The sequence below is a fragment of the Nocardioides salsibiostraticola genome, from assembly GCF_054783655.1.
The window spans coordinates 67,827-85,134 of sequence record NZ_BAAGQD010000026.1; the positions used below are offsets into that span (position 1 = coordinate 67,827).

Consider the following 17,308-nt stretch of genomic DNA (forward strand, 5'->3'; position numbering starts at 1 on the left):
TCACCGGACCCACGGTCAGGTGATGACCAGCGGCAGGATCAGCAGCATCGACAACGACCAGGTGACGTGGGTCAGGATCGGGGCCAGGATGCCGCCGGAGGCTCGGCGTTGGAGGCCGACCACCACGCCGAGGATGAGGGCGGCGAAGCTGAGCATCACGTTGCCGGTGGCCAGTGTCGCCACGGCGTACGCCAGCGTCGTCCAGGCCACGGGGTGCCGGGTGATCGCGGCATAGGCCGCTCCGCGGAAGAAGAGTTCTTCGGCGATCCCGTTGATCGCGGTGATGACCACCAGGATCGGCAGCGAGCCGGCGTCGGCGTACTCGAGGATGGAGTTCACCTGGTCGGCGAGGAACGGGATCTCCCGGATGACCAGGGCGCCGACGACGAAGACCAGACCCAGGATCAGGCCCATGACGATGGGGGTGATGATCGGTCGGGCGAACCCGTCACCCCAGGCGATCCGCCCCAGGTGCAGGCGACCCGAGGTGAGGGCACCCACGGCCCAGACCGAGGCCAACCCGAGTGTCGCGGGGTAGAACCACACGTTGCCGGGTTCGATGCGCAGCGACATGGCGAGCACCACGGCACCGAGGGCGACGAAGCCCGCGGTGACCAACTGCCGGCGCCGCAACTCCGTCGGCGTGTCCTGCTGGTCGCGCGGAACCACGTCCCACAGCGACCGTTTGACCCAGTTCGACAATGCAATCACCCCTCCGTCCTCGACTTTACGAGGACGGAGGGGCGAACAAAGAATTGCGTGATGAGGACTACTTCTTGAAAGCGTCCTTGACGTCGCCAGCGGCGTCCTTGACCTTCTCGACGCCCTGCTTGACCGAGGACTCGGCCTGGTCGCCCTTGCCTTCGGCCTCGAGGCTCTCGTTGCCCACGGCGCTTCCGGTGGACTCCTTGACCTTGCCCTTGAGGTCCTGGCCCTTGTTGCTCAGCTTGTCGTCGGCTCCCATGGGGGCCTCCTTCGCATCGGGGGCACGACCTGGACGTCGCGCCCTTTGCGTCTACAGTGCCCAACCCGGGGTGGAGCCAAACAGAACGTGCTGCGGCTCACCCCAGGTTGCGTGACGGATCAGCGCGAGCTGAACGAGGCGGCGCTGTGGCCGCCACCCGAGCGTCCACCGGCAGCACCCGCGGAGGCGCCGCTGCGACCGCGGCTGCGGTTGCCGCCGCCGGCCGGCTTAACGCCACCGGAGCCCTGACCGCCCTGGCCGCCCTTGCCGCCCTGGGTGCGGGACCGACCCTGCGACTGACCGCCGCCCTGCCCGGTCTTGGGGCCGCCCTGGCCGCCCTTGGGTCCGCGACCGCGGCCACCGGCGGAGTTCCCGCGGGTGGAGCGACCGCCGCCGACGCCACCGGTGCCCGGCGGGATCGCCACGACCAGTCCGCCCGGAACGGTGGTCCGCTCGCCGGGGGCGAGGGTGACCAGGATCGGGTGGTTCGAACCGTCGATGCGGGTGATGGTCGGCTTGATGCCGGCTGCGCGGGTCAGGTCACGCACGTCGCGGACCTGCTCGCTGGTCATCAACGTGATGACCGTGCCGGCGGCACCGGCGCGCGCCGTGCGGCCCGAGCGGTGCAGGTAGGCCTTGTGCTCGGCCGGCGGGTCGGCGTGGATGACCAGCGCGACGTCGTCGACGTGGATGCCGCGGGCGGCGATGTCGGTGGCCACCAACGTGGTGGCCTTGCCCTCGTGGAAGGCATCCATGTTGCGGGTGCGGGCGCCCTGGCTGAGGTTGCCGTGCAGTTCGACGGCGGGTACGCCGTTCTTGTTCAGCTGCTTGGCCAACGCCTTGGCGCCGTGCTTGGTGCGCGTGAAGACCACGGTGCGGCCCGGCGCGCTGGCCAGGTCCACCAGGACCGGGACGCGGCTGTCGCGGGTGATCTGCAGGACGTGGTGGTCCATCTTGGAAACCGGCGACTGGGCCGAGTCGGCCTGGTGGGTGACCGGGTTGGTCAGGAACTTCTTGACCAGGACGTCGATCGCCTTGTCCAGCGTGGCGCTGAAGAGCAGTCGCTGACCGCTGCGGGGAGTCTGCTCGAGGATGCGGCGTACCGCCGGCAGGAAGCCCAGGTCGGCCATGTGGTCGGCCTCGTCGAGGATGGTGATCTCGATGTTCGACAGGTCGCAGTGACGCTGACTGATGAGGTCTTCGAGGCGGCCGGGGCAGGCCAGCACGATGTCGACGCCGTTGCGCAGTCCGGTGACCTGCGGGCCCTGGCCGACGCCGCCGAAGACGGTGACGGTGGTCAGGTTGTTGGCCTTGGCCATCGGCTTGAGGGCCTCGTTGATCTGGCCGACCAGTTCCCGGGTCGGGGCCATGATCAGGGCGCGGGGCTTGCGGGACTCGGCCGGGCGACCGGTGTCGACGAGCCGGGCGACGAGGGGGAGGAGGAACGCGAAGGTCTTGCCCGAGCCGGTGCGGCCACGGCCGAGGACGTCGCGTCCGGCCAGGGAGTCGGGCAGCGTCGCGCGCTGGATGGGGGTGGGGTCGGTGATGCCCTGGTCGGCCAAGAGGCGGACAAGGTTGTTGGGCACGCCGAGGGTGGCGAATTCTGAAGACATGTTGGTATCACTCACGTTGGTGGGTGTCTCACCAAGCTGACCCCGCCGGTTGCGGGGTGCGAAGTAGCGGCCCCGATGCAGGATCTGATCGAGGGGCGTGCCGCTCCGAGTGACCGGCTACGCGTGAGTCCGGGGCAAGACTTGCCGGACTGGTGGTCACACCGTAGTGGTACGCGTGTGTTCTGGACGCATTACGACGCCGGTTCACGGGCGGAAGTGGCCGACGTCACGCGGCGGGTCGGCCCGGGGCCCACCGGTCAGGAGAAGCTGAGGACCCCGTCGTCGATGTCGCTGCGGCGGATGGTGCGTACGTCGGTCAGGTAGTTCTGCTTCAGCAGCCACGGCGCCTGGTCGCCCTGCTTGGGCAGGTCGTCCATCGCACGCTGGATGTAGCCCGACGACAGATCCATGAAGGGCCGCTCCCCCACCTTCTCGTCACGCACCGGCACCACCGCAGTGGAGCCCGTCTGGTCCATGTGGGTGAGCAGGCGGGCGACGTACTCGCCGACCAGGTCGGCCTTCAACGTCCAGGAGGCGTTGGTGTAGCCCATGGTGAAGATGAAGTTGGGCATGCCGCTGAGCATCAGTGCCTTGTAAGCCATCGACTTGGAAAGGTCGACCTTCTCCCCGTCGACCGAGAAGTCGATGCCGCCGAAGAGCTTCATGCTCAGCCCGGTGGCGGTGACGATGATGTCGGCGTCGAGGTGCTCCCCCGAGGTGAGCCGGATCCCGGTCTCGTCGAAGGTCTCGATGGTGTCGGTGACGATCGAGGCGTCCCCGGAACTCAGAGCCTTGAAGAGGTCGCCGTTGGGGATCACGCACAGGCGCTGGTCCCAAGGGTTGTACGCCGGCTGGAAGTGCTCGTCGAACGACACGTGATCGGGCAGGCTCGCCTCCGCAGCCTTGCGCACGACCTTCTTCATCGCGTCCGGGAAGCGACGCGAGAATTTGTAGCTGCCGACCATCATCAGCACGTTCTTCCACCGCACGATGGGGTAGACCACCTTCTGCGGCAGTGGAGCGAGGAGCTTGGCCAGCGGGTCCCGGTTGGGCATCGGGAGGATGTACGTCGGGGTGCGCTGCAGCATCGTGATGTGTTCGGTCTTGTCGGCCATCGACGGCACCAGGGTGACCGCTGTCGCCCCGCTGCCGATCACGACGACCTTCTTCCCGGTGTAGTCCAGGTCCTCGGGCCAGTGCTGCGGGTGGATGACCTGACCGGTGAAGTCCTGTTGGCCGGGGAACTCGACGACGTGGCCCCGGTCGTAGTTGTAGTAGCCCGAGGCTCCCCACAACAGGTTGCAGGTGATGGTGGTGGGCTCGCCGTCGATGTCGACCCGCACGGTCCAGCGCGAGGTGGCGCTATCCCAGTCGGCGCCGGTGACGCGGTGGCGGTAGCGGATGAGCCGGTCGACGCCGTACTCCTTCGCGACGGTGCGCACGTAGTTCAGGATCAACTCACCGTCGGCCAGCGCGGTGTCGCTGGCCCACGGCCGCCACCGGTAGCCGAAGGTGAACATGTCCGAGTCGGAGCGGATGCCGGGGTACTTGAACAGATCCCAGGTGCCGCCGCTGGTGTCCCTCGTCTCGAGGAGCGCGATGGATCGGTTCGGGTGCGAGGTGCGCAACTGGCACGCCGCTCCGATGCCGGACAGGCCGGCTCCGATGATCAGGACGTCGACGTGTTCGGGGCTGTTCACGGAAGGCATGTTCCTAATCTAACCTGCTGTTGACGACTATTCAGCAGTCGTGAGTGAGGTCACATCCACCGGTCATCCCTCCGGCTGCACCGCGATGCCGCGTTCGAGGAGGCCCTCGACATCCGCGATCCCCCACGCGGTCAGCGCGGCGCGGGTGTGTTCGCCGGCTTCGGTCGAGGGCGGCAGGGTCAGCGTCGCCCCGGTGCGGGAGAAGCGCGGCGCGGGGGCGGGCTGCGTCATCCCATCCCGCTCGACGAAGGTCTCCCGGGCCACCAGGTGCGGGTGCTGGGAGGCCTGGGTGAGCGGCAGGATGCCGGCGACACAGGCGTCGGTCCCCTCGAACACCTCGACCCACTCGGCCTGGGTCCGGGACGCGAAGGTTTCGGTGAGCAGGTCCCGCATCTCGTCGTACCGCTCCAGATCGAGCTGGCCGGGGCAGGTGTCCTTGATGTCGAGCAGGGTGACCATCGCGTCGAAGAACTGCGGCTCCAGGGCGCCGACCGACATGTGCAGGCCGTCGGAGGTCTCGTAGATGTCGTAGAACGGCACGCCACCGTCGAGCAGGTTCGCGGCCCGCTCCTCCTTGTAGCCGCCCTGCGCCAAGAAGGCGGAGGTCATCGTGTTCAGGTGCGCCGTACCGTCCACGATCGCCGCGTCGACGACCTGCCCCTTGCCGGACAGCTTGCTCTCCAGGAGCGCGGCCAGGATCCCGATGACGAGGTACGTCGACCCGCCACCGAAGTCGCCGACGAGGTTGCCCGGGAAGTGCGGCTTGGCCGGGTCCTGACCGAGGCCGAACAGCGCGCCGGTGATGGCGATGTAGTTCATGTCGTGGCCGGCCGCCTTGGCCAGCGGTCCGTCCTGGCCCCAACCGGTCATCCGGCCGTAGACCAGGCGCTCGTTGACCGCGAAGCAGTCGTCCGGGCCGAGACCGAGCCGTTCGGTCACGCCCGGTCGCAACCCCTCGACGAGCACGTCGGCACCCTTGATCAACTCCAGCACCGTGGCGACCGCCTCGGGGTCCTTGAGGTTCATCGCGACGCTGGGGCGGCCTCGGTTGAGCAACATCGTGGCCCCGCCGGAGAACATCTGCCCGCCGGGCCGTTCGAGGCGGATCACGTCGGCCCCGAGGTCGGCCAGGATCATGCAGGCGTGCGGCCCCGGTCCGATGCCGGCGATCTCGACCACCTTGACGCCCTTCAGCGGCCCGGTGCCCTTGCCCAACTCGATGCTCGTGTCGTTGCTCATGGGCGCGATCATGACAGAACTGCTGTCACCGACGCCGTCACGGTGCGGGACGAGACCCCGGTCACGTCTGTTTGCAACTCGTTGCATACCCGTGGCAGGGTTTCGTCATGGCCCTCGAACACGCGCTGCTCGTCTCGTTGAGCGAGCAGCCAGCGTCCGGCCAGGAACTGTCGCACCGCTTCGCTCGTTCCATCGGCTTCTTCTGGCACGCCACCCACCAGCAGATCTACCGCGTGCTGGGCCGGATGGAAAAGGACGGGTGGGTCGAGGCGAGCGAGGTCCACGCCCCCGGCAAGCCCACCCAGAAGCAGTACGCCGTCACCTCGACCGGGTCGCAGGCCCTCAGCGTCTGGCTCGCCCAACCGACCGAACCGCACGCCTTGCGCAGCGAACTCGCGGTGAAGTTGCGGGGTGCGAGTTTCGGGGAGGTCGAGTCGGTGCTGGACGTCGTACGCACCAACCTCGCCGACCACCAGACCCGGCTGGGCCACTACGAACAGCTGATGAAGCGGGACTACCCCGATCCGGACTCACTGAGTGGGCTCGCGCTGGACCAGTACCTCGTCCTGCGTGGCGGCGTACTCACCGAACAGACCTGGGTCACCTGGCTCACCGAATACCTCGACCGCAGACAGCCCAGCGAACACCCATCACCGGAGGCACCGTGAACTACCCACACCTGCTCGCACCCGTCACCCTCGGGTCGCTGACCCTGCGCAACCGCGTGGTCATGGGATCGATGCACACCGGACTCGAGGACCGGGCCAAGGACCTGCCCGCTCTGGCGGAGTACTTCGCCGAGCGCGCCCGGGGTGGGGTCGGCCTGATCATCACCGGCGGCTACGCGCCCAACAAGCGCGGATGGCTCAAGCCGTTCGCCTCGGAGATGACCACGCGGCTGCAGGCGATGCGGCACCGCGACGTCACCGACGCCGTTCACGAAGCCGGCGGCGCGATCGCCATGCAGGTCCTGCACGCGGGGCGCTACGGCTACCACCCGCTCAACGTCAGCGCCAGCAACAAGAAGAGCCCGATCAGCCCCTTCAAGCCCAGCGCCCTGTCCACCAAAGCGGTCGACCAGACGGCCACCGACTTCGCCGACTCCGTCGCGCTGGCGGTCAAGGCGGGCTACGACGCGGTCGAGATCATGGGGTCCGAGGGCTACCTCATCAACCAGTTCCTCGCCGAACGCACCAACGACCGCACCGACGCCTGGGGTGGGTCCGCCGAGAAACGGATGCGGTTCCCGCTCGAGATCATGCGACGGGTGCGCGAGCAGGTCGACGCCGACTTCCCCGTGATCTACCGGATCTCCCTGCTCGACCTCGTCGAGGGCGGTCAGACGTGGGAGGAAGTGCTGGCTCTCGCGCACGGCCTCGAGGAGGCCGGGGTCACCGTGTTCAACACCGGCATCGGCTGGCACGAGGCTCGGGTGCCGACGATCATCACCCAGGTCCCTCGCGGCGCCTGGCGAGACGCGACCGCCCGCCTCAAGGCGGAGGTGTCCGTGCCGGTCTGCGCCTCCAACCGGATCAACACCCCCGAGATGGCCGAAGAGATCATCGCCTCCGGTCAGGCCGATCTGGTGTCGATGGCCCGCCCGTTGCTCGCGGATCCCGACTTCGTGGTGAAGGCCCAGGCCGGACGATCCGACGAGATCAACACCTGCATCGCCTGCAACCAGGCCTGCCTGGACCACGTCTTCGCCAACCGGAAGGCGTCCTGCTTGGTGAACCCGCGGGCCTGCCGCGAGACCACGTTGGTGCTCGGGCCGACCAAGCGTTCGGCTCGCGTCGCCGTGGTCGGTGCGGGTCCCGCCGGGCTGGCTGCGGCTGTCTCCGCTGCCGAACGCGGCTTCGAGGTGACCCTCTTCGAGAAGAACGATCAGCTCGGCGGACAGTTCCGCCTCGCGATGGCGGTCCCCGGCAAGGAGGACTTCGCGGACACGCTGCGCTACTACACACGCCGCCTCGAGGTGCTCGGTGTCGACGTGCGTCTCTCGACCACGGCCGACGAGGCTGCGCTGGAGCCGTTCGACGAAGTCATCGTGGCCAGTGGTGTCGTGCCTCGGATCCCCGACCTGCCGGGTGTCGATCACCCGAGCGTGGTCTCCTACGCCGACGTGCTCTCCGGCAAGGTCGTGCCCGGCAAGAAGGTAGCCGTGATCGGCGCCGGCGGGATCGGTGTGGACGTGAGCCACTGGCTCACCCACGACCCCACCGACACCATGGAGGACTGGATGTCCCACTGGGGCGTCGGCGACCCGTCCCTACACGCCGGCGGCCTGACCGAACGCAAGCCGCGCGAGCCGATCCGCGAGGTCACGCTGGTCCAGCGCAAGACCACCCCCATCGGGATCGGCCTGGGCAAGACGTCGGGCTGGGCACATCGGGCGGTGCTCAAGCAGTCCGGGATCGTCCAGGTCAACGGGGCGTCGTACGACCGGATCGACGACGCGGGCCTCCACATCACCGTGGACGGCAAGCCGCAGGTGCTCGCCGTGGACCACGTCGTGCTGTGCGCCGGGCAGGAGTCGGTGCGCGGGCTCGATGCTGAGGACCGCCACCTGATCGGCGGCGCCGACGTGGCCGCGGAACTCGACGCCAAGCGTGCGATCGAGCAGGGGACCCGCGTGGTCGCCGCTCTCTGAACGGATGCTCGTAGCCAGACATACACATATCGTTTTTTCGTTTCCCGATCCCGCGCCGTTGCGCCACCTGAGGGACCGGTTCTCGAATTGTGTATGTCTGGCTACGACCGTCGTTAGGGTCACTCCATGAGTGACTGCATCTTCTGCGCCATCGTCGCCGGTGAAGCGCCCGCCACGATCATCGACTCCGACGAGCGGACCGTGTCGTTCCTCGACATCAACCCCGCCACCGAGGGGCACCTGCTGGTGATCCCGCGGGAGCACAGCCGCGACCTCGGCGAGATCGCCCCCGAGGATCTGGCCGCCTGCTCGCTGACCGCGCAGCGGATGGCGCGGAAGGCGGTGGCCGACCTGGGCGCGGACGGCGTCAACCTGCTCAACTGCTGGGGCGAGGTCGCCTGGCAGACCGTCTTCCACTTCCACCTGCATGTGGTGCCGCGCTACACCGACGACCGTGATCGACTCGAACTCCCGTGGATCCCCACGGCCGCGGCTCCCGGGATCCTGGAGTCCGCCGCCACCGCCTACGGCTCCGACTCGTGATCGTCGACCTCACCGATGAGCAGTGCCGGGCGGCGATGCCGGAGAAGTGGGGAAGCTGCCCGGCGGACGTGACACCCGCCTGGGTGGCCGAGATGGACTACGCCCCGGCCCCGGTGATCGCCCAAGCGCTGCACGCCGCCGTCGACCGAGGGCAGCTGGGTTATCCCCGATTCGGTGGGGACCCGCGACTACGTGAGGCGTACGCCGGATTCGCGGCTCGGCGTTACGGACAGGTGGTCGACCCCGACACCGTGCTGCCGGTGGTCGATGTGACCGCGGGGGTCCGGGTGGCTCTCGATGTGCTCAGCGAGCCCGGTCCCATGGTGATGTTGGTGCCCGCCTACACCCCGCAACTCGAGGTCGCGCAGGTCACCGGCCGGGACCGGGTCGATCTGATCGTCGACCCGGACGCCGAGCGGGCCGAGCTCGACCTGGACCAGCTCGACGCACACTTCGCGGCCGGCGCCCGGACCCTCCTCCTCACCCAGCCCCACAACCCCTGGGGCCGGGTCTTCACCCGGGCCGAGCTGGAGGGTGTACGCGACGTCGTACTGCGCCATGGAGCTCGGGTGATCTCGGATGAGATCCACGCCCCGCTCGTCCTGCCCGGGGCCTCGCACACCTCCTACCTCGATCTCGAGGGGACCAGCGATCACGCGGTCGCGGTCGTTGCCGCGTCGAAGGCCTTCAACACCGCGGGGATGCGGTGCGCCCAGTTGGTGGTGCCGGATGCATCGTCCCGCGAACGGTTGGCCGGGGCTCCCATGGTCGTCAACGACTCGTGGTCGCCCTTCGGTGTGATCGCCGCGATCGCGGCGTACGAGTCCGGTGATGGCTGGCTCGACGCGCTGGTCGCCCGCCTCGATGATCAGCGGACCCTACTGACCGAACTACTGGCCACCCACCTGCCCGCGGCCCGAATGCGGCGACCCGAAGGCACCTATCTCGCCTGGATCGACCTGCGCCCCTACGGGCACGCGGACCCGGCAGCGTTCGCGCTCGAACGAGGTCGGATCCGGGTGTCCGCGGGCCACGACTTCCACCCCGGCCTCACCGGCCACATCCGGCTGAACTTCGCCACCAGCCCCGAGCGCCTCACCCACCTCGTCGACCGCCTGGCCATCTCCCTCACCTGAATCCCCCACGAAGTTCGCCAAATGGGGACGCGAAGTTCGCCAAATGGCCCTTCGAGGGGCGGCAGATGGCCCTCGACCGCGACCTCGCGGGGCCATTTCACGAACTTCGCGGGGCCATTTCACGAACTTCGTGGTCAGGGGAGTTCGAGGAGGCGACTGGGGCGGAAGCCGGGGTACGACGCGGCCATCCGGTCGGGATCCAGGAGGAACTCCAGGTCGGCGTCCCAGGTGTGGCCACCGGGGTTGCGGCGCAGGACGTAGCCCAGACCGTGGGTGCGATAGACCGTCCCGCCCGCCGCGAAGACGGCCGCCAGCAACTGCGCGTCGACCCACCTGCGCACCGAGCGGAAGTTGCCGATCTCGCGGAGCATCGCGCGGTCGATCATCATCGTGCCTCCCGCGACGAATCGGGCGTAGAGCTCAGCCGGGTGGCCGCGACGGATGGTGAGGTCCTGCTCGGTGAGGTAGTGGAACTCGGGGGCACAGCCGACCATCTCGGCGCCGGAGTACGAACGGGCCAGGAGCAGGTCCGCGACGAAGTCGGGGGCGTACCAGTCGTCGTCGTCCATCTTCAGGACCACGTCCCCGGACGCGGCGCCAGCCGCTGTGGCGAGGACGTCGCCGAACACCGCGGTCTCCGGCTGGGCCAGCACCGTCACCGCCCGGCCCGGCAGTGCTTCGCGCAGAGGGATGAGGTCGGGCTCGAACCCGTGGGGGGCGACCACGACCTCCAGGTCCGCGACTCCGCGCTGACGCGCGATCTGGGCCAACGCGTGGTCCAACATCTCGGGCCGTCGGGTCGCCAACACGACGCTGACCGACGGGGGGGCCGCGACCCTGATCCCGAGGTCGCTGCCGACACGGCGCCGCCAGGCGGACGTGGAGTACGCCGCCAACGCGGCCCGGCGCAGCACGATGCTGTGCTCCTCGCGCGCGACGGGATCGGCCAGATCGACCGGGGCCGCCAGGGCTGGCCCGATGGCGCGCAACGCGGGGGGCGAGTCCGCAGCGATGAGCGGGACCCCGGCCATCGCCAACTGAGCAACGGCGGTGTTCATCTCGGGGATCGACCAGTCGGCGTGAACCCCGGCGTACGGACGTAGGGAGGCGACCAGACCGGCCGTCACCCCGCCGTACAGATCGATCTCGGCCAGGTCGAGCACGCGGGGGTCGGTGGCCTCGACGAATCCGATCGGGTTGAGGACCCGCTCGTCGAACGGTCCGGGTTCGTCGGTCTGCCACCGGCCGAGGTCGTCCGGCTCGACCTTGTCGGCGCCCACTTCCCACAGACCCTCGTTGCCACGACGGTCGGGCCAGACCGCCTGTCGACCGAGTTCGGCGGTCACCTCGGCCACCGGAACCTGGCGGGCGAAGCGGAGCACGGTGATCCAGCCCTGCCCGTCCGCGGCCTCGTTGCTGCGGATCGCGAGCAGGCGCGGCCATTCGGGCTTGGGCCGCAGCGAGAGGGCGGCGTCGGCGGAGGCGAGGTAGACCCCGATCACCGGGGACTTCACTCCCCTGGCCACCTCGGTGGCGCGAAGCTCGGCGACGTCCGCGACGGAGACGAGGACGCGGGGGTACTTCCCCGGCAGGCCAGGGGTCCCGTCGAGGTGCAGCGCGTCGGGTGATTGGTCGAGAAACCCGCGGACGGCCTGTGGCTCAGGCATTCGTGCCTCGGGCATGCCGAGGTGCGAGGGGCCCTGGCGCTGGTTGAGGTGTGAAGGCCGCCAGGCCTGAGCCTCGAAACCAAGCATCGTGTAGACCCAAGTGAGCGAGAACGGTCACCAGGTTTCGAGGCTCCTCGCTGCGCTCGTCACACCTGAACCAGCGTGGGGACTCACACATCACGCCAGGCCTGCCGCTGCACCAGGGGACGCGGGGCCTGCTGGAGCCAGGTGCCGGTCACGTAGTCGACGATGTGCTCGCCCGGGGGCGCCTCGATCCGCACCAGACCCGGCACCTCGGCACCCCGACCGGCACGCACCGAGGAGTCCACCAACCACTCGCGGCGCTTGCGCGGAGCACGGGCCGCCTCGAAGTCCTCGGGGTTGGTCCAGTGGCCGAACTCGTCGGCGTCGAGCCACTTGAGCTCCACCGTCAGCCCCTCGGGCGCGATGATCCGCTCCGAGGTCTCGGGGAACTCGCGAACCTCCCATTCGAAGGCCTTCACGTAGGTGAACTCCGGCCCCATGGGGTAGATCCACGGCTCCAGAAACCGGAACCCGAGGTCGATCCAGCCCACCGACTCGCTCTCGATCGTGATCGGATGCCGCGGGATGGCCACGACCGCGTTGGAGTCCTCGAGTTGCCAGGCCAAGTCGGCGAGCATCCCGACCCCGTCGCGGGTCAGGACCATGTCGCCGTCCCACTTCATCGAGTACGCCGTGCGCACGTGGGAGAACGACCAGTTGTAGAAGTGCGTCAGTGAGTGCACCGAATCGGGCGGGGTGGCCAGGTGCTCGCCTCCGGCGCGACTCACCGAGAAGGGGTACGTCGTCCCGGTGAACCGGTCACTCGCCCCGCACTCCTCGGCCACCCGTCGGGCGACCTCGAGGGTCCCGTCGTCGGAGCCGTTGTCGACCAGGACGACGTGTTGGACGGCTTCGAACATCGGCGGCAACACCCACGGCAGGTTCCGCGCCTCGTTCTTGACCCGGAACACACACGTCAGTCCCGGCTTGAGGGGGCCGTCGTGCCAGGCCCAGCGGACGTCGTACCCCGGATCGCCCTCGCGGCAGGCGATGTCTGCGGCTCGGGCCCCGTCCACCGAAGCGCTCATCGCTCCCGGCCCAGCGCCTTGCGCAGGTTGCGGCGAGCGCTTTCGGGCACCATCGCGCGGACGCCGTGGGGCACGCGGTCCGAACCGCGGCGGACCAGGCCCTGGGTCGGCTCGGAGGGATGACCGGCCGCCTTTCCGGCCCGGTGCGCGGCCAAGGCGGACGAGGCTGCGACCGCTTCGGCCTCGCCGTAGTAGTCGGAGTACGCCGCCCGCAGCTCGTCGAGCTGGTCGTGGACCTCGGGGGTGTCCCCGTCCGGATCGGCGAGTCGGTTGAGGCCCTGCCAGGACTCCTCGGCGATCTCGCGCAGCCGCGCGGGGACCTCGATGTCGTCCCAGGTCAGCTGGACGCGGCGCAGGCCGGGATCGATGAAGGAGTGGACCGCGCGGACCTTGTTGGCCGAAGCGGAGTTGACCGAATCGAGGTCGAGGCGTTGGCCGACGCCGGCGAGCGGGACGGTCCAGTCGTCCAGGAGGTCGGCGTACCGGACGAAGGCGCGGGTCGAGCCGCGGGTTCCGCGCTCGGTGTGGAGCATCATGTTGACCCAGGCGGCGGTGCGGTTGATCTCACCGGAGCGGGCGGCGTAGTAGCGCTCCTTGCTGCCGACGACCTCGGTGACCGGGCGGAGCATGGTGACGTACGCCGGGGCCGCGTCGCAGCGCAGGGTCGCCGAGCGCCACAGACCCATGAACCAGGCCAGGCGGGGGTCCTTCACGACCAGTTCGGGGGCGATCTCGAACTGCCCGGCCAGCCATTCGTGGAGCCGTTCGCGCAGCGCCTCGTCGGTGGCGAGTTTGCCGGACTCGAACCACGCGGCGGGGCGGGAGTCGGAGACCGCGACGTTGGCGCGGGCCAGTAGCTCGGTGTGGAAGTCGACGACCCATTGCGGCTCCCCGAACCCCTTGGGGTTGCTCTCGTCGGCGGTGACCTCGGGTTGGGGCACGTGCATGCCGAGGGCCTGGAGGGTGCCGGCCATGGTGCTGGTGCCGCTGCGGCCGGAGCCGACGACGAAGACGACCCGGCGTTTGCGGCCCGCACCATGGGCCGCCGGGGCGGCTGGGGCAGCTGAAGATCCGTCGGGGGCCATGGCGCACACGCTAGTAGATGGGCGGGGCGAACGTGTGACTGACAGACTGCCCCCGTGCCCAGCAACGCCCACCGCGACGACCTCGACTACCTCTTCGTGGTCACCTACGGCCGGTCGGGGTCGACCCTGGTGGCCGGGCTGTTGAACTCGCTGCCGGGGTACCTCATCCGCGGCGAGAACCGGGACGCCCTGCACCACCTGTTCGAGTTCCACCGCACGATGCTCACCGAATCGACCCGCAAACCCATCAAGCGGCTGCGGATGAAGACCGATCCCTTCTTCGGGATCGGCGACTTTCCCCCGGAGCGATCGATCAAGCTGATCCGGCGGTTGGCCGTGGAGACGGTACTGCGCCCGAAACCCGACACCCGGGTGACCGGGTTCAAGGAGATCCGGTGGTACCAACCCGATCTGGAGGAGTACGTCGCCTGGTTGCGTGAGGTCTTCCCGGGCGCGAAGTTCCTGATCAACACCCGTGACCACGCCTCGGTGCTGGCGAGCGGCTGGTGGGCTCAGGGCGACCACGCCGACGGGCTCGCCCGGGTCGAGGAGGGCATCCTGGCCCTGGCCGAGTCGCTGGGCGACGCGGCGTACCGCATCCACTACGACGAGTACGTCGCCGACCCGAGTGTCCTGGAGCCGATGTTCGCCTGGCTGGGTGAGCCGTACGACGCCGATGCCGTACGTGAGGTGCTGGCGGTCCGCTACTCGGTGTGACTGGCTTTGTTACTGACCGTCGTTACTACTAGGTGACAGTTATAACGGTCCGGAAGTAGTAACGACGGTCAGTAACAAGCGGATCAGCCGAGCGAGGGGGACTGCGAGGCGATCTTGTCGGCGTACCACTGGAACGAGCGTTTGGGCGTGCGCACCTGGGTCTCGTGATCGACGTCGACCAGGCCGAAGCGTTGGGTGTAACCGTCGATCAGTTCCCAGCCGTCCAGGAGCGACCAGGCGTAGTACCCGCGTACGTCGACCCCGCGCTGGGCGGCCTCGGCGACCGCGTTCAGGTGGGCGTCGAGGTAGTCGATGCGCGCCTGGTCGTCGACCACCCCGTCGGCGTCGAGGGGCGTGTTGTCCGAACACCCCGACTCGGTGATCACGATCGGCGGCAGCGCCGCGCGGAAGCGGGCGCGGAGCATGACCAGCCACTCCCGCAGCGCGTCGGGCACGATCGGCCACCCCAGGTCGGTGGTCGGGTAGCCCAGGATCTCCTGCACCACGAAGGGGGTGATCGCGTCCTCCGCGGCAGCGCCGATCTTCAGCGGGTTGTAGTAGTTCACGCCGTAGAAATCGAGCGGTTGGCGGATCATGGAGAGGTCGCCCTCCTCGACGAACTCCTCGAGCATCGGGGCCAGATCGGCCGGAAGGCGACCGAGCAGCATCGTCTCGAGACACATGCCGTTCCAGATCGAGTCGAACCACTTGCTCGCCCCCACGTCCGCGGCGTCCTCGCTCGCGGGCCAGATCGGGGCGTGCAGGTTCGCACACCCCACACTGCGGGCTCCCGCATCACGCAGTGCGACCGTCGCCCGACCGTGGGCGACCAGCAGGTGGTGGGCCACCGGAAGGCAGGCGAAGCCGAGGGCACGGGCGGGGGGATACCGACCGGTGCCGTACCCCACCAGCGCGATCACATTGGGTTCGTTGATCGGGATCCAGTGCGCCACCCGGTCGGAGAACCGCTCACCGAGGAGGGCGGCGTACTGGGCGAAGTGGTCGATGGTGGCGCGGTTGATCCACCCGGCGTCGGCCTCCAGCTCGCTGGGCAGGTCGCCGTGGAGGAGGGTCGCGGTCGGCTCGATCCCGGCTTCGAGAAGACCGTCGACAAGGCGGTCGTAGAAGTCCAGGCCCGCCGGGTCGGCCGGGCCCTTGCCGGTCGGCTGGATCCGCGGCCAGGAGAACGAGAACCGGTAGGCGTCCACGCCGAGCCGCCTCATCAGGTCGATGTCCTCGCGGTAGCGCTGGTAGTGATCGGCTCCGATCGCTGGCGTCGTCCCGTCCGCGATCCGACCCGGGAGGGTCGCGAAGGTGTCCCAGATGCTCTGCCCGCGCGCCTCGCCACCCTCGATCTGGAGCGCAGAACTGCTCACGCCGAAGCTGAACCCAGGGGGTAGTGCGGGACGGCGAGTAGGGGGCACCGGCACAATCTTGCACGTGACGGTAGAGATTCGCCGGGGTTCCGCCCGGTTCGCAGAACGATCCGAGGGTCGGATGACCCATCATTCGCTGTCGTTCGGGGAGCGCTACGACCCCGAACGGCTCGCCATCGGGCCGATGGTCTGCCACGACGACCACCTCCTGGGGGCTGGACGCGGGTTCGATCTGCACCAGCACGCCGACCTCGAGATCGTGTCGTACGTCGTGTCCGGGGCCCTGCGGCACACCGACGCATCCGGCGAATCGGTGATCGTGCCCGCCGGGTCCGTCGCGGTCCTCAGCACCGGCGACGGGGCGGAGGGTGGGGTCGAGCACGCGGAGCACGCCACCGAGGACGGCTTGTGTCGTTTCGTCCAGGCCTGGGTTCGGCCGGCGGACGACGCCCGACCCACGTCGTACGACGTCTCGACGCCTGCGGTCCAGCCGGGAAGCCTGGTCGAGATCGCCCGGCCCCGACCCGACGCCACGCTCTACGCGCTGCACCTCGAGCCCGGATCCCCCGCCGAACTCCCCAGCGGTCCCCTGGTCCACGCCTACGTCGCGACCGGAGCCCTGACCCGTTCCTCGATGGCCGAGCCGTTGGCCGCGGGCGATGCGTTCGAGATGACCGACGAGCCGGCGCACACCGTGGCCGCCGGTGTGCCGACGCTGTTGTTGGTGTGGGTGTTCGACATCGTCTGACTCCGGTCTGACTCTGGTCTCAGGTCCGCCCAGCGTGTTGGATGGCCCCATGCGCAGCGAACTCTTCGACCAATCCCTGCAAGAGAACGAGACGACCCAACGGTTCGTCCAGCAGAACTCCCAGATGCTCCGGGTCGCCCTCGGGGAACCGGTGCTGGCCGTGAAGGGCTCGATGGTGGCCTACCAGGGCCAGATCCAGTTCGAGCACGAGAAGGCCGGCAGCATGGGCAAGCTGCTCAAGAAGATGGTCACCGCCGAGGACAACCCGCTCATGCGGGTCCACGGCCAGGGCGAGGTGTTCTTCGCCAACGAATCGGGCTACATCTACCTCGTCGAACTCACCGGCGACGCGATCAGCATCAACGGCCGCAACCTCCTGGCCTTCGACGCCGCCCTGAACTGGGACATCAACCGCACCAAGGGTGCGGGCATCCTCGCTGGCGGCCTGTTCAACACCACCGTCACCGGGACCGGCACGGTCGCGCTGTGCACCGTCGGCAAGCCGGTGCTGCTGGACTGCTCCCAGCAGCCGACGTACGTCGACACCCAGGCCTGCGTCGCCTGGTCGGCCAACCTCGTGCCTCAGGTGGTGAACTCGATGAAGATGTCCTCGCTGATCCGCGGGGGATCCGGAGAGGCCTTCCAGTACGCCTTCCACGGCCCGGGCTTCGTGATCGTTCAACCCTATGAGTGGAAGCCGCAGACCACTCAGAGCAGCTGAGCCACTCGTCGTACCGCGTGGCAGCGTC

Annotated in this window: 16 protein-coding genes; 7 read left to right on the forward strand and 9 right to left on the reverse strand. The window is 68.8% G+C overall.

The genetic code is table 11. The annotated features are described in order from the left end of the window. Nucleotides 1-15 precede the first annotated feature (15 nt). The 5 genes from ACYVLV_RS14880 to ACYVLV_RS14900 form a co-directional block, all read right to left on the reverse strand. On the reverse strand, nt 16-711 hold the full coding sequence (locus tag ACYVLV_RS14880; protein ID WP_460811132.1) for a CPBP family glutamic-type intramembrane protease: 696 nt from the start codon (nt 709-711) through the stop codon (nt 16-18). A 58-nt stretch (nt 712-769) separates the two neighbouring features. Next, nucleotides 770-964, reverse strand: a complete 195-nt coding sequence (locus ACYVLV_RS14885; protein WP_460811135.1) for a CsbD family protein — start codon at nt 962-964, stop codon at nt 770-772. Between the two features lie 119 nt (nt 965-1,083). Continuing rightward, nucleotides 1,084-2,577, reverse strand: coding sequence for a DEAD/DEAH box helicase (locus ACYVLV_RS14890; RefSeq protein ID WP_460811137.1), 1,494 nt, complete (start codon nt 2,575-2,577; stop codon nt 1,084-1,086). Between the two features lie 257 nt (nt 2,578-2,834). Next, entirely contained in the window at nt 2,835-4,286 is a 1,452-nt protein-coding gene (locus tag ACYVLV_RS14895; RefSeq protein ID WP_460811139.1) for a flavin-containing monooxygenase, read from the reverse strand. A gap of 63 nt (nt 4,287-4,349) precedes the next feature. Then, on the reverse strand, nt 4,350-5,525 hold the full coding sequence (locus ACYVLV_RS14900) for a CaiB/BaiF CoA transferase family protein (protein WP_460811141.1): 1,176 nt from the start codon (nt 5,523-5,525) through the stop codon (nt 4,350-4,352). A gap of 107 nt (nt 5,526-5,632) precedes the next feature. Between ACYVLV_RS14900 and ACYVLV_RS14905 the strand changes: the two genes are divergently transcribed. The 4 genes from ACYVLV_RS14905 to ACYVLV_RS14920 all read left to right on the forward strand — a co-directional run bounded on the left by ACYVLV_RS14905 (nt 5,633) and on the right by ACYVLV_RS14920 (nt 9,854). Then, complete coding sequence (locus ACYVLV_RS14905) at nt 5,633-6,193, forward strand: PadR family transcriptional regulator (protein WP_460811143.1); 561 nt, start codon at nt 5,633-5,635, stop codon at nt 6,191-6,193. Continuing rightward, nucleotides 6,190-8,175 (forward strand): FAD-dependent oxidoreductase, encoded by a 1,986-nt coding sequence (locus ACYVLV_RS14910; protein WP_460811145.1) that lies wholly within the window; start codon nt 6,190-6,192, stop codon nt 8,173-8,175. The genes ACYVLV_RS14905 and ACYVLV_RS14910 overlap by 4 nt, the downstream gene beginning before the upstream one ends. 126 nt (nt 8,176-8,301) lie before the next feature. Further along, entirely contained in the window at nt 8,302-8,718 is a 417-nt protein-coding gene (locus ACYVLV_RS14915; protein ID WP_460811147.1) for an HIT family protein, read from the forward strand. Next, a complete protein-coding gene (locus ACYVLV_RS14920; protein WP_460811148.1) occupies nt 8,715-9,854 on the forward strand; it encodes a MalY/PatB family protein in 1,140 nt (379 codons plus the stop codon). The genes ACYVLV_RS14915 and ACYVLV_RS14920 overlap by 4 nt, the downstream gene beginning before the upstream one ends. A gap of 134 nt (nt 9,855-9,988) precedes the next feature. Here the strand turns inward: ACYVLV_RS14920 and ACYVLV_RS14925 are convergent, their stop codons facing one another. From ACYVLV_RS14925 to ACYVLV_RS14935, 3 genes are all read right to left on the reverse strand, one after another. Then, nucleotides 9,989-11,521, reverse strand: coding sequence for a glycosyltransferase family 2 protein (locus tag ACYVLV_RS14925; protein ID WP_460811150.1), 1,533 nt, complete (start codon nt 11,519-11,521; stop codon nt 9,989-9,991). Between the two features lie 170 nt (nt 11,522-11,691). Further along, nucleotides 11,692-12,633, reverse strand: coding sequence for a hypothetical protein (locus ACYVLV_RS14930; protein WP_460811152.1), 942 nt, complete (start codon nt 12,631-12,633; stop codon nt 11,692-11,694). After that, nucleotides 12,630-13,718 carry a sulfotransferase family protein gene (locus ACYVLV_RS14935; protein ID WP_460811153.1) on the reverse strand — a complete coding sequence of 363 codons (1,089 nt, stop codon included), beginning with the start codon at nt 13,716-13,718 and terminating at the stop codon, nt 12,630-12,632. The genes ACYVLV_RS14930 and ACYVLV_RS14935 overlap by 4 nt, the downstream gene beginning before the upstream one ends. 54 nt (nt 13,719-13,772) lie before the next feature. Between ACYVLV_RS14935 and ACYVLV_RS14940 the strand changes: the two genes are divergently transcribed. Next, nucleotides 13,773-14,435: a sulfotransferase gene (locus ACYVLV_RS14940; protein ID WP_460811156.1), complete on the forward strand. Its 663-nt coding sequence runs from the start codon at nt 13,773-13,775 to the stop codon at nt 14,433-14,435. Nucleotides 14,436-14,518: 83 nt separating this feature from the next. Here the strand turns inward: ACYVLV_RS14940 and ACYVLV_RS14945 are convergent, their stop codons facing one another. Then, a complete protein-coding gene (locus tag ACYVLV_RS14945; RefSeq protein ID WP_460811158.1) occupies nt 14,519-15,811 on the reverse strand; it encodes a glycoside hydrolase family 1 protein in 1,293 nt (430 codons plus the stop codon). 64 nt (nt 15,812-15,875) lie between these two features. On the opposite strand from ACYVLV_RS14945, the gene ACYVLV_RS14950 reads away from it, so the two are divergent. After that, nucleotides 15,876-16,559: a pirin family protein gene (locus tag ACYVLV_RS14950; RefSeq protein WP_460811159.1), complete on the forward strand. Its 684-nt coding sequence runs from the start codon at nt 15,876-15,878 to the stop codon at nt 16,557-16,559. Between the two features lie 49 nt (nt 16,560-16,608). Beyond that, complete coding sequence (locus ACYVLV_RS14955) at nt 16,609-17,280, forward strand: AIM24 family protein (RefSeq protein ID WP_460811162.1); 672 nt, start codon at nt 16,609-16,611, stop codon at nt 17,278-17,280. The last annotated feature ends 28 nt before the right edge of the window (nt 17,281-17,308 follow it).

What these genes read in the sequence shown, in the direction of transcription:
- ACYVLV_RS14885 (WP_460811135.1), bottom strand. Translation starts at nt 964, where the DNA reads ATGGGAGCCGACGACAAGCTGAGCAACAAGGGCCAGGACCTCAAGGGC.
- ACYVLV_RS14890 (WP_460811137.1), bottom strand. Translation starts at nt 2,577, where the DNA reads ATGTCTTCAGAATTCGCCACCCTCGGCGTGCCCAACAACCTTGTCCGC.
- ACYVLV_RS14895 (WP_460811139.1), bottom strand. Translation starts at nt 4,286, where the DNA reads ATGCCTTCCGTGAACAGCCCCGAACACGTCGACGTCCTGATCATCGGA.
- ACYVLV_RS14900 (WP_460811141.1), bottom strand. Translation starts at nt 5,525, where the DNA reads ATGAGCAACGACACGAGCATCGAGTTGGGCAAGGGCACCGGGCCGCTG.
- ACYVLV_RS14905 (WP_460811143.1), top strand. Translation starts at nt 5,633, where the DNA reads ATGGCCCTCGAACACGCGCTGCTCGTCTCGTTGAGCGAGCAGCCAGCG.
- ACYVLV_RS14915 (WP_460811147.1), top strand. Translation starts at nt 8,302, where the DNA reads ATGAGTGACTGCATCTTCTGCGCCATCGTCGCCGGTGAAGCGCCCGCC.
- ACYVLV_RS14925 (WP_460811150.1), bottom strand. Translation starts at nt 11,521, where the DNA reads ATGCCTGAGCCACAGGCCGTCCGCGGGTTTCTCGACCAATCACCCGAC.
- ACYVLV_RS14930 (WP_460811152.1), bottom strand. Translation starts at nt 12,633, where the DNA reads ATGAGCGCTTCGGTGGACGGGGCCCGAGCCGCAGACATCGCCTGCCGC.
- ACYVLV_RS14935 (WP_460811153.1), bottom strand. Translation starts at nt 13,718, where the DNA reads ATGGCCCCCGACGGATCTTCAGCTGCCCCAGCCGCCCCGGCGGCCCAT.
- ACYVLV_RS14955 (WP_460811162.1), top strand. Translation starts at nt 16,609, where the DNA reads ATGCGCAGCGAACTCTTCGACCAATCCCTGCAAGAGAACGAGACGACC.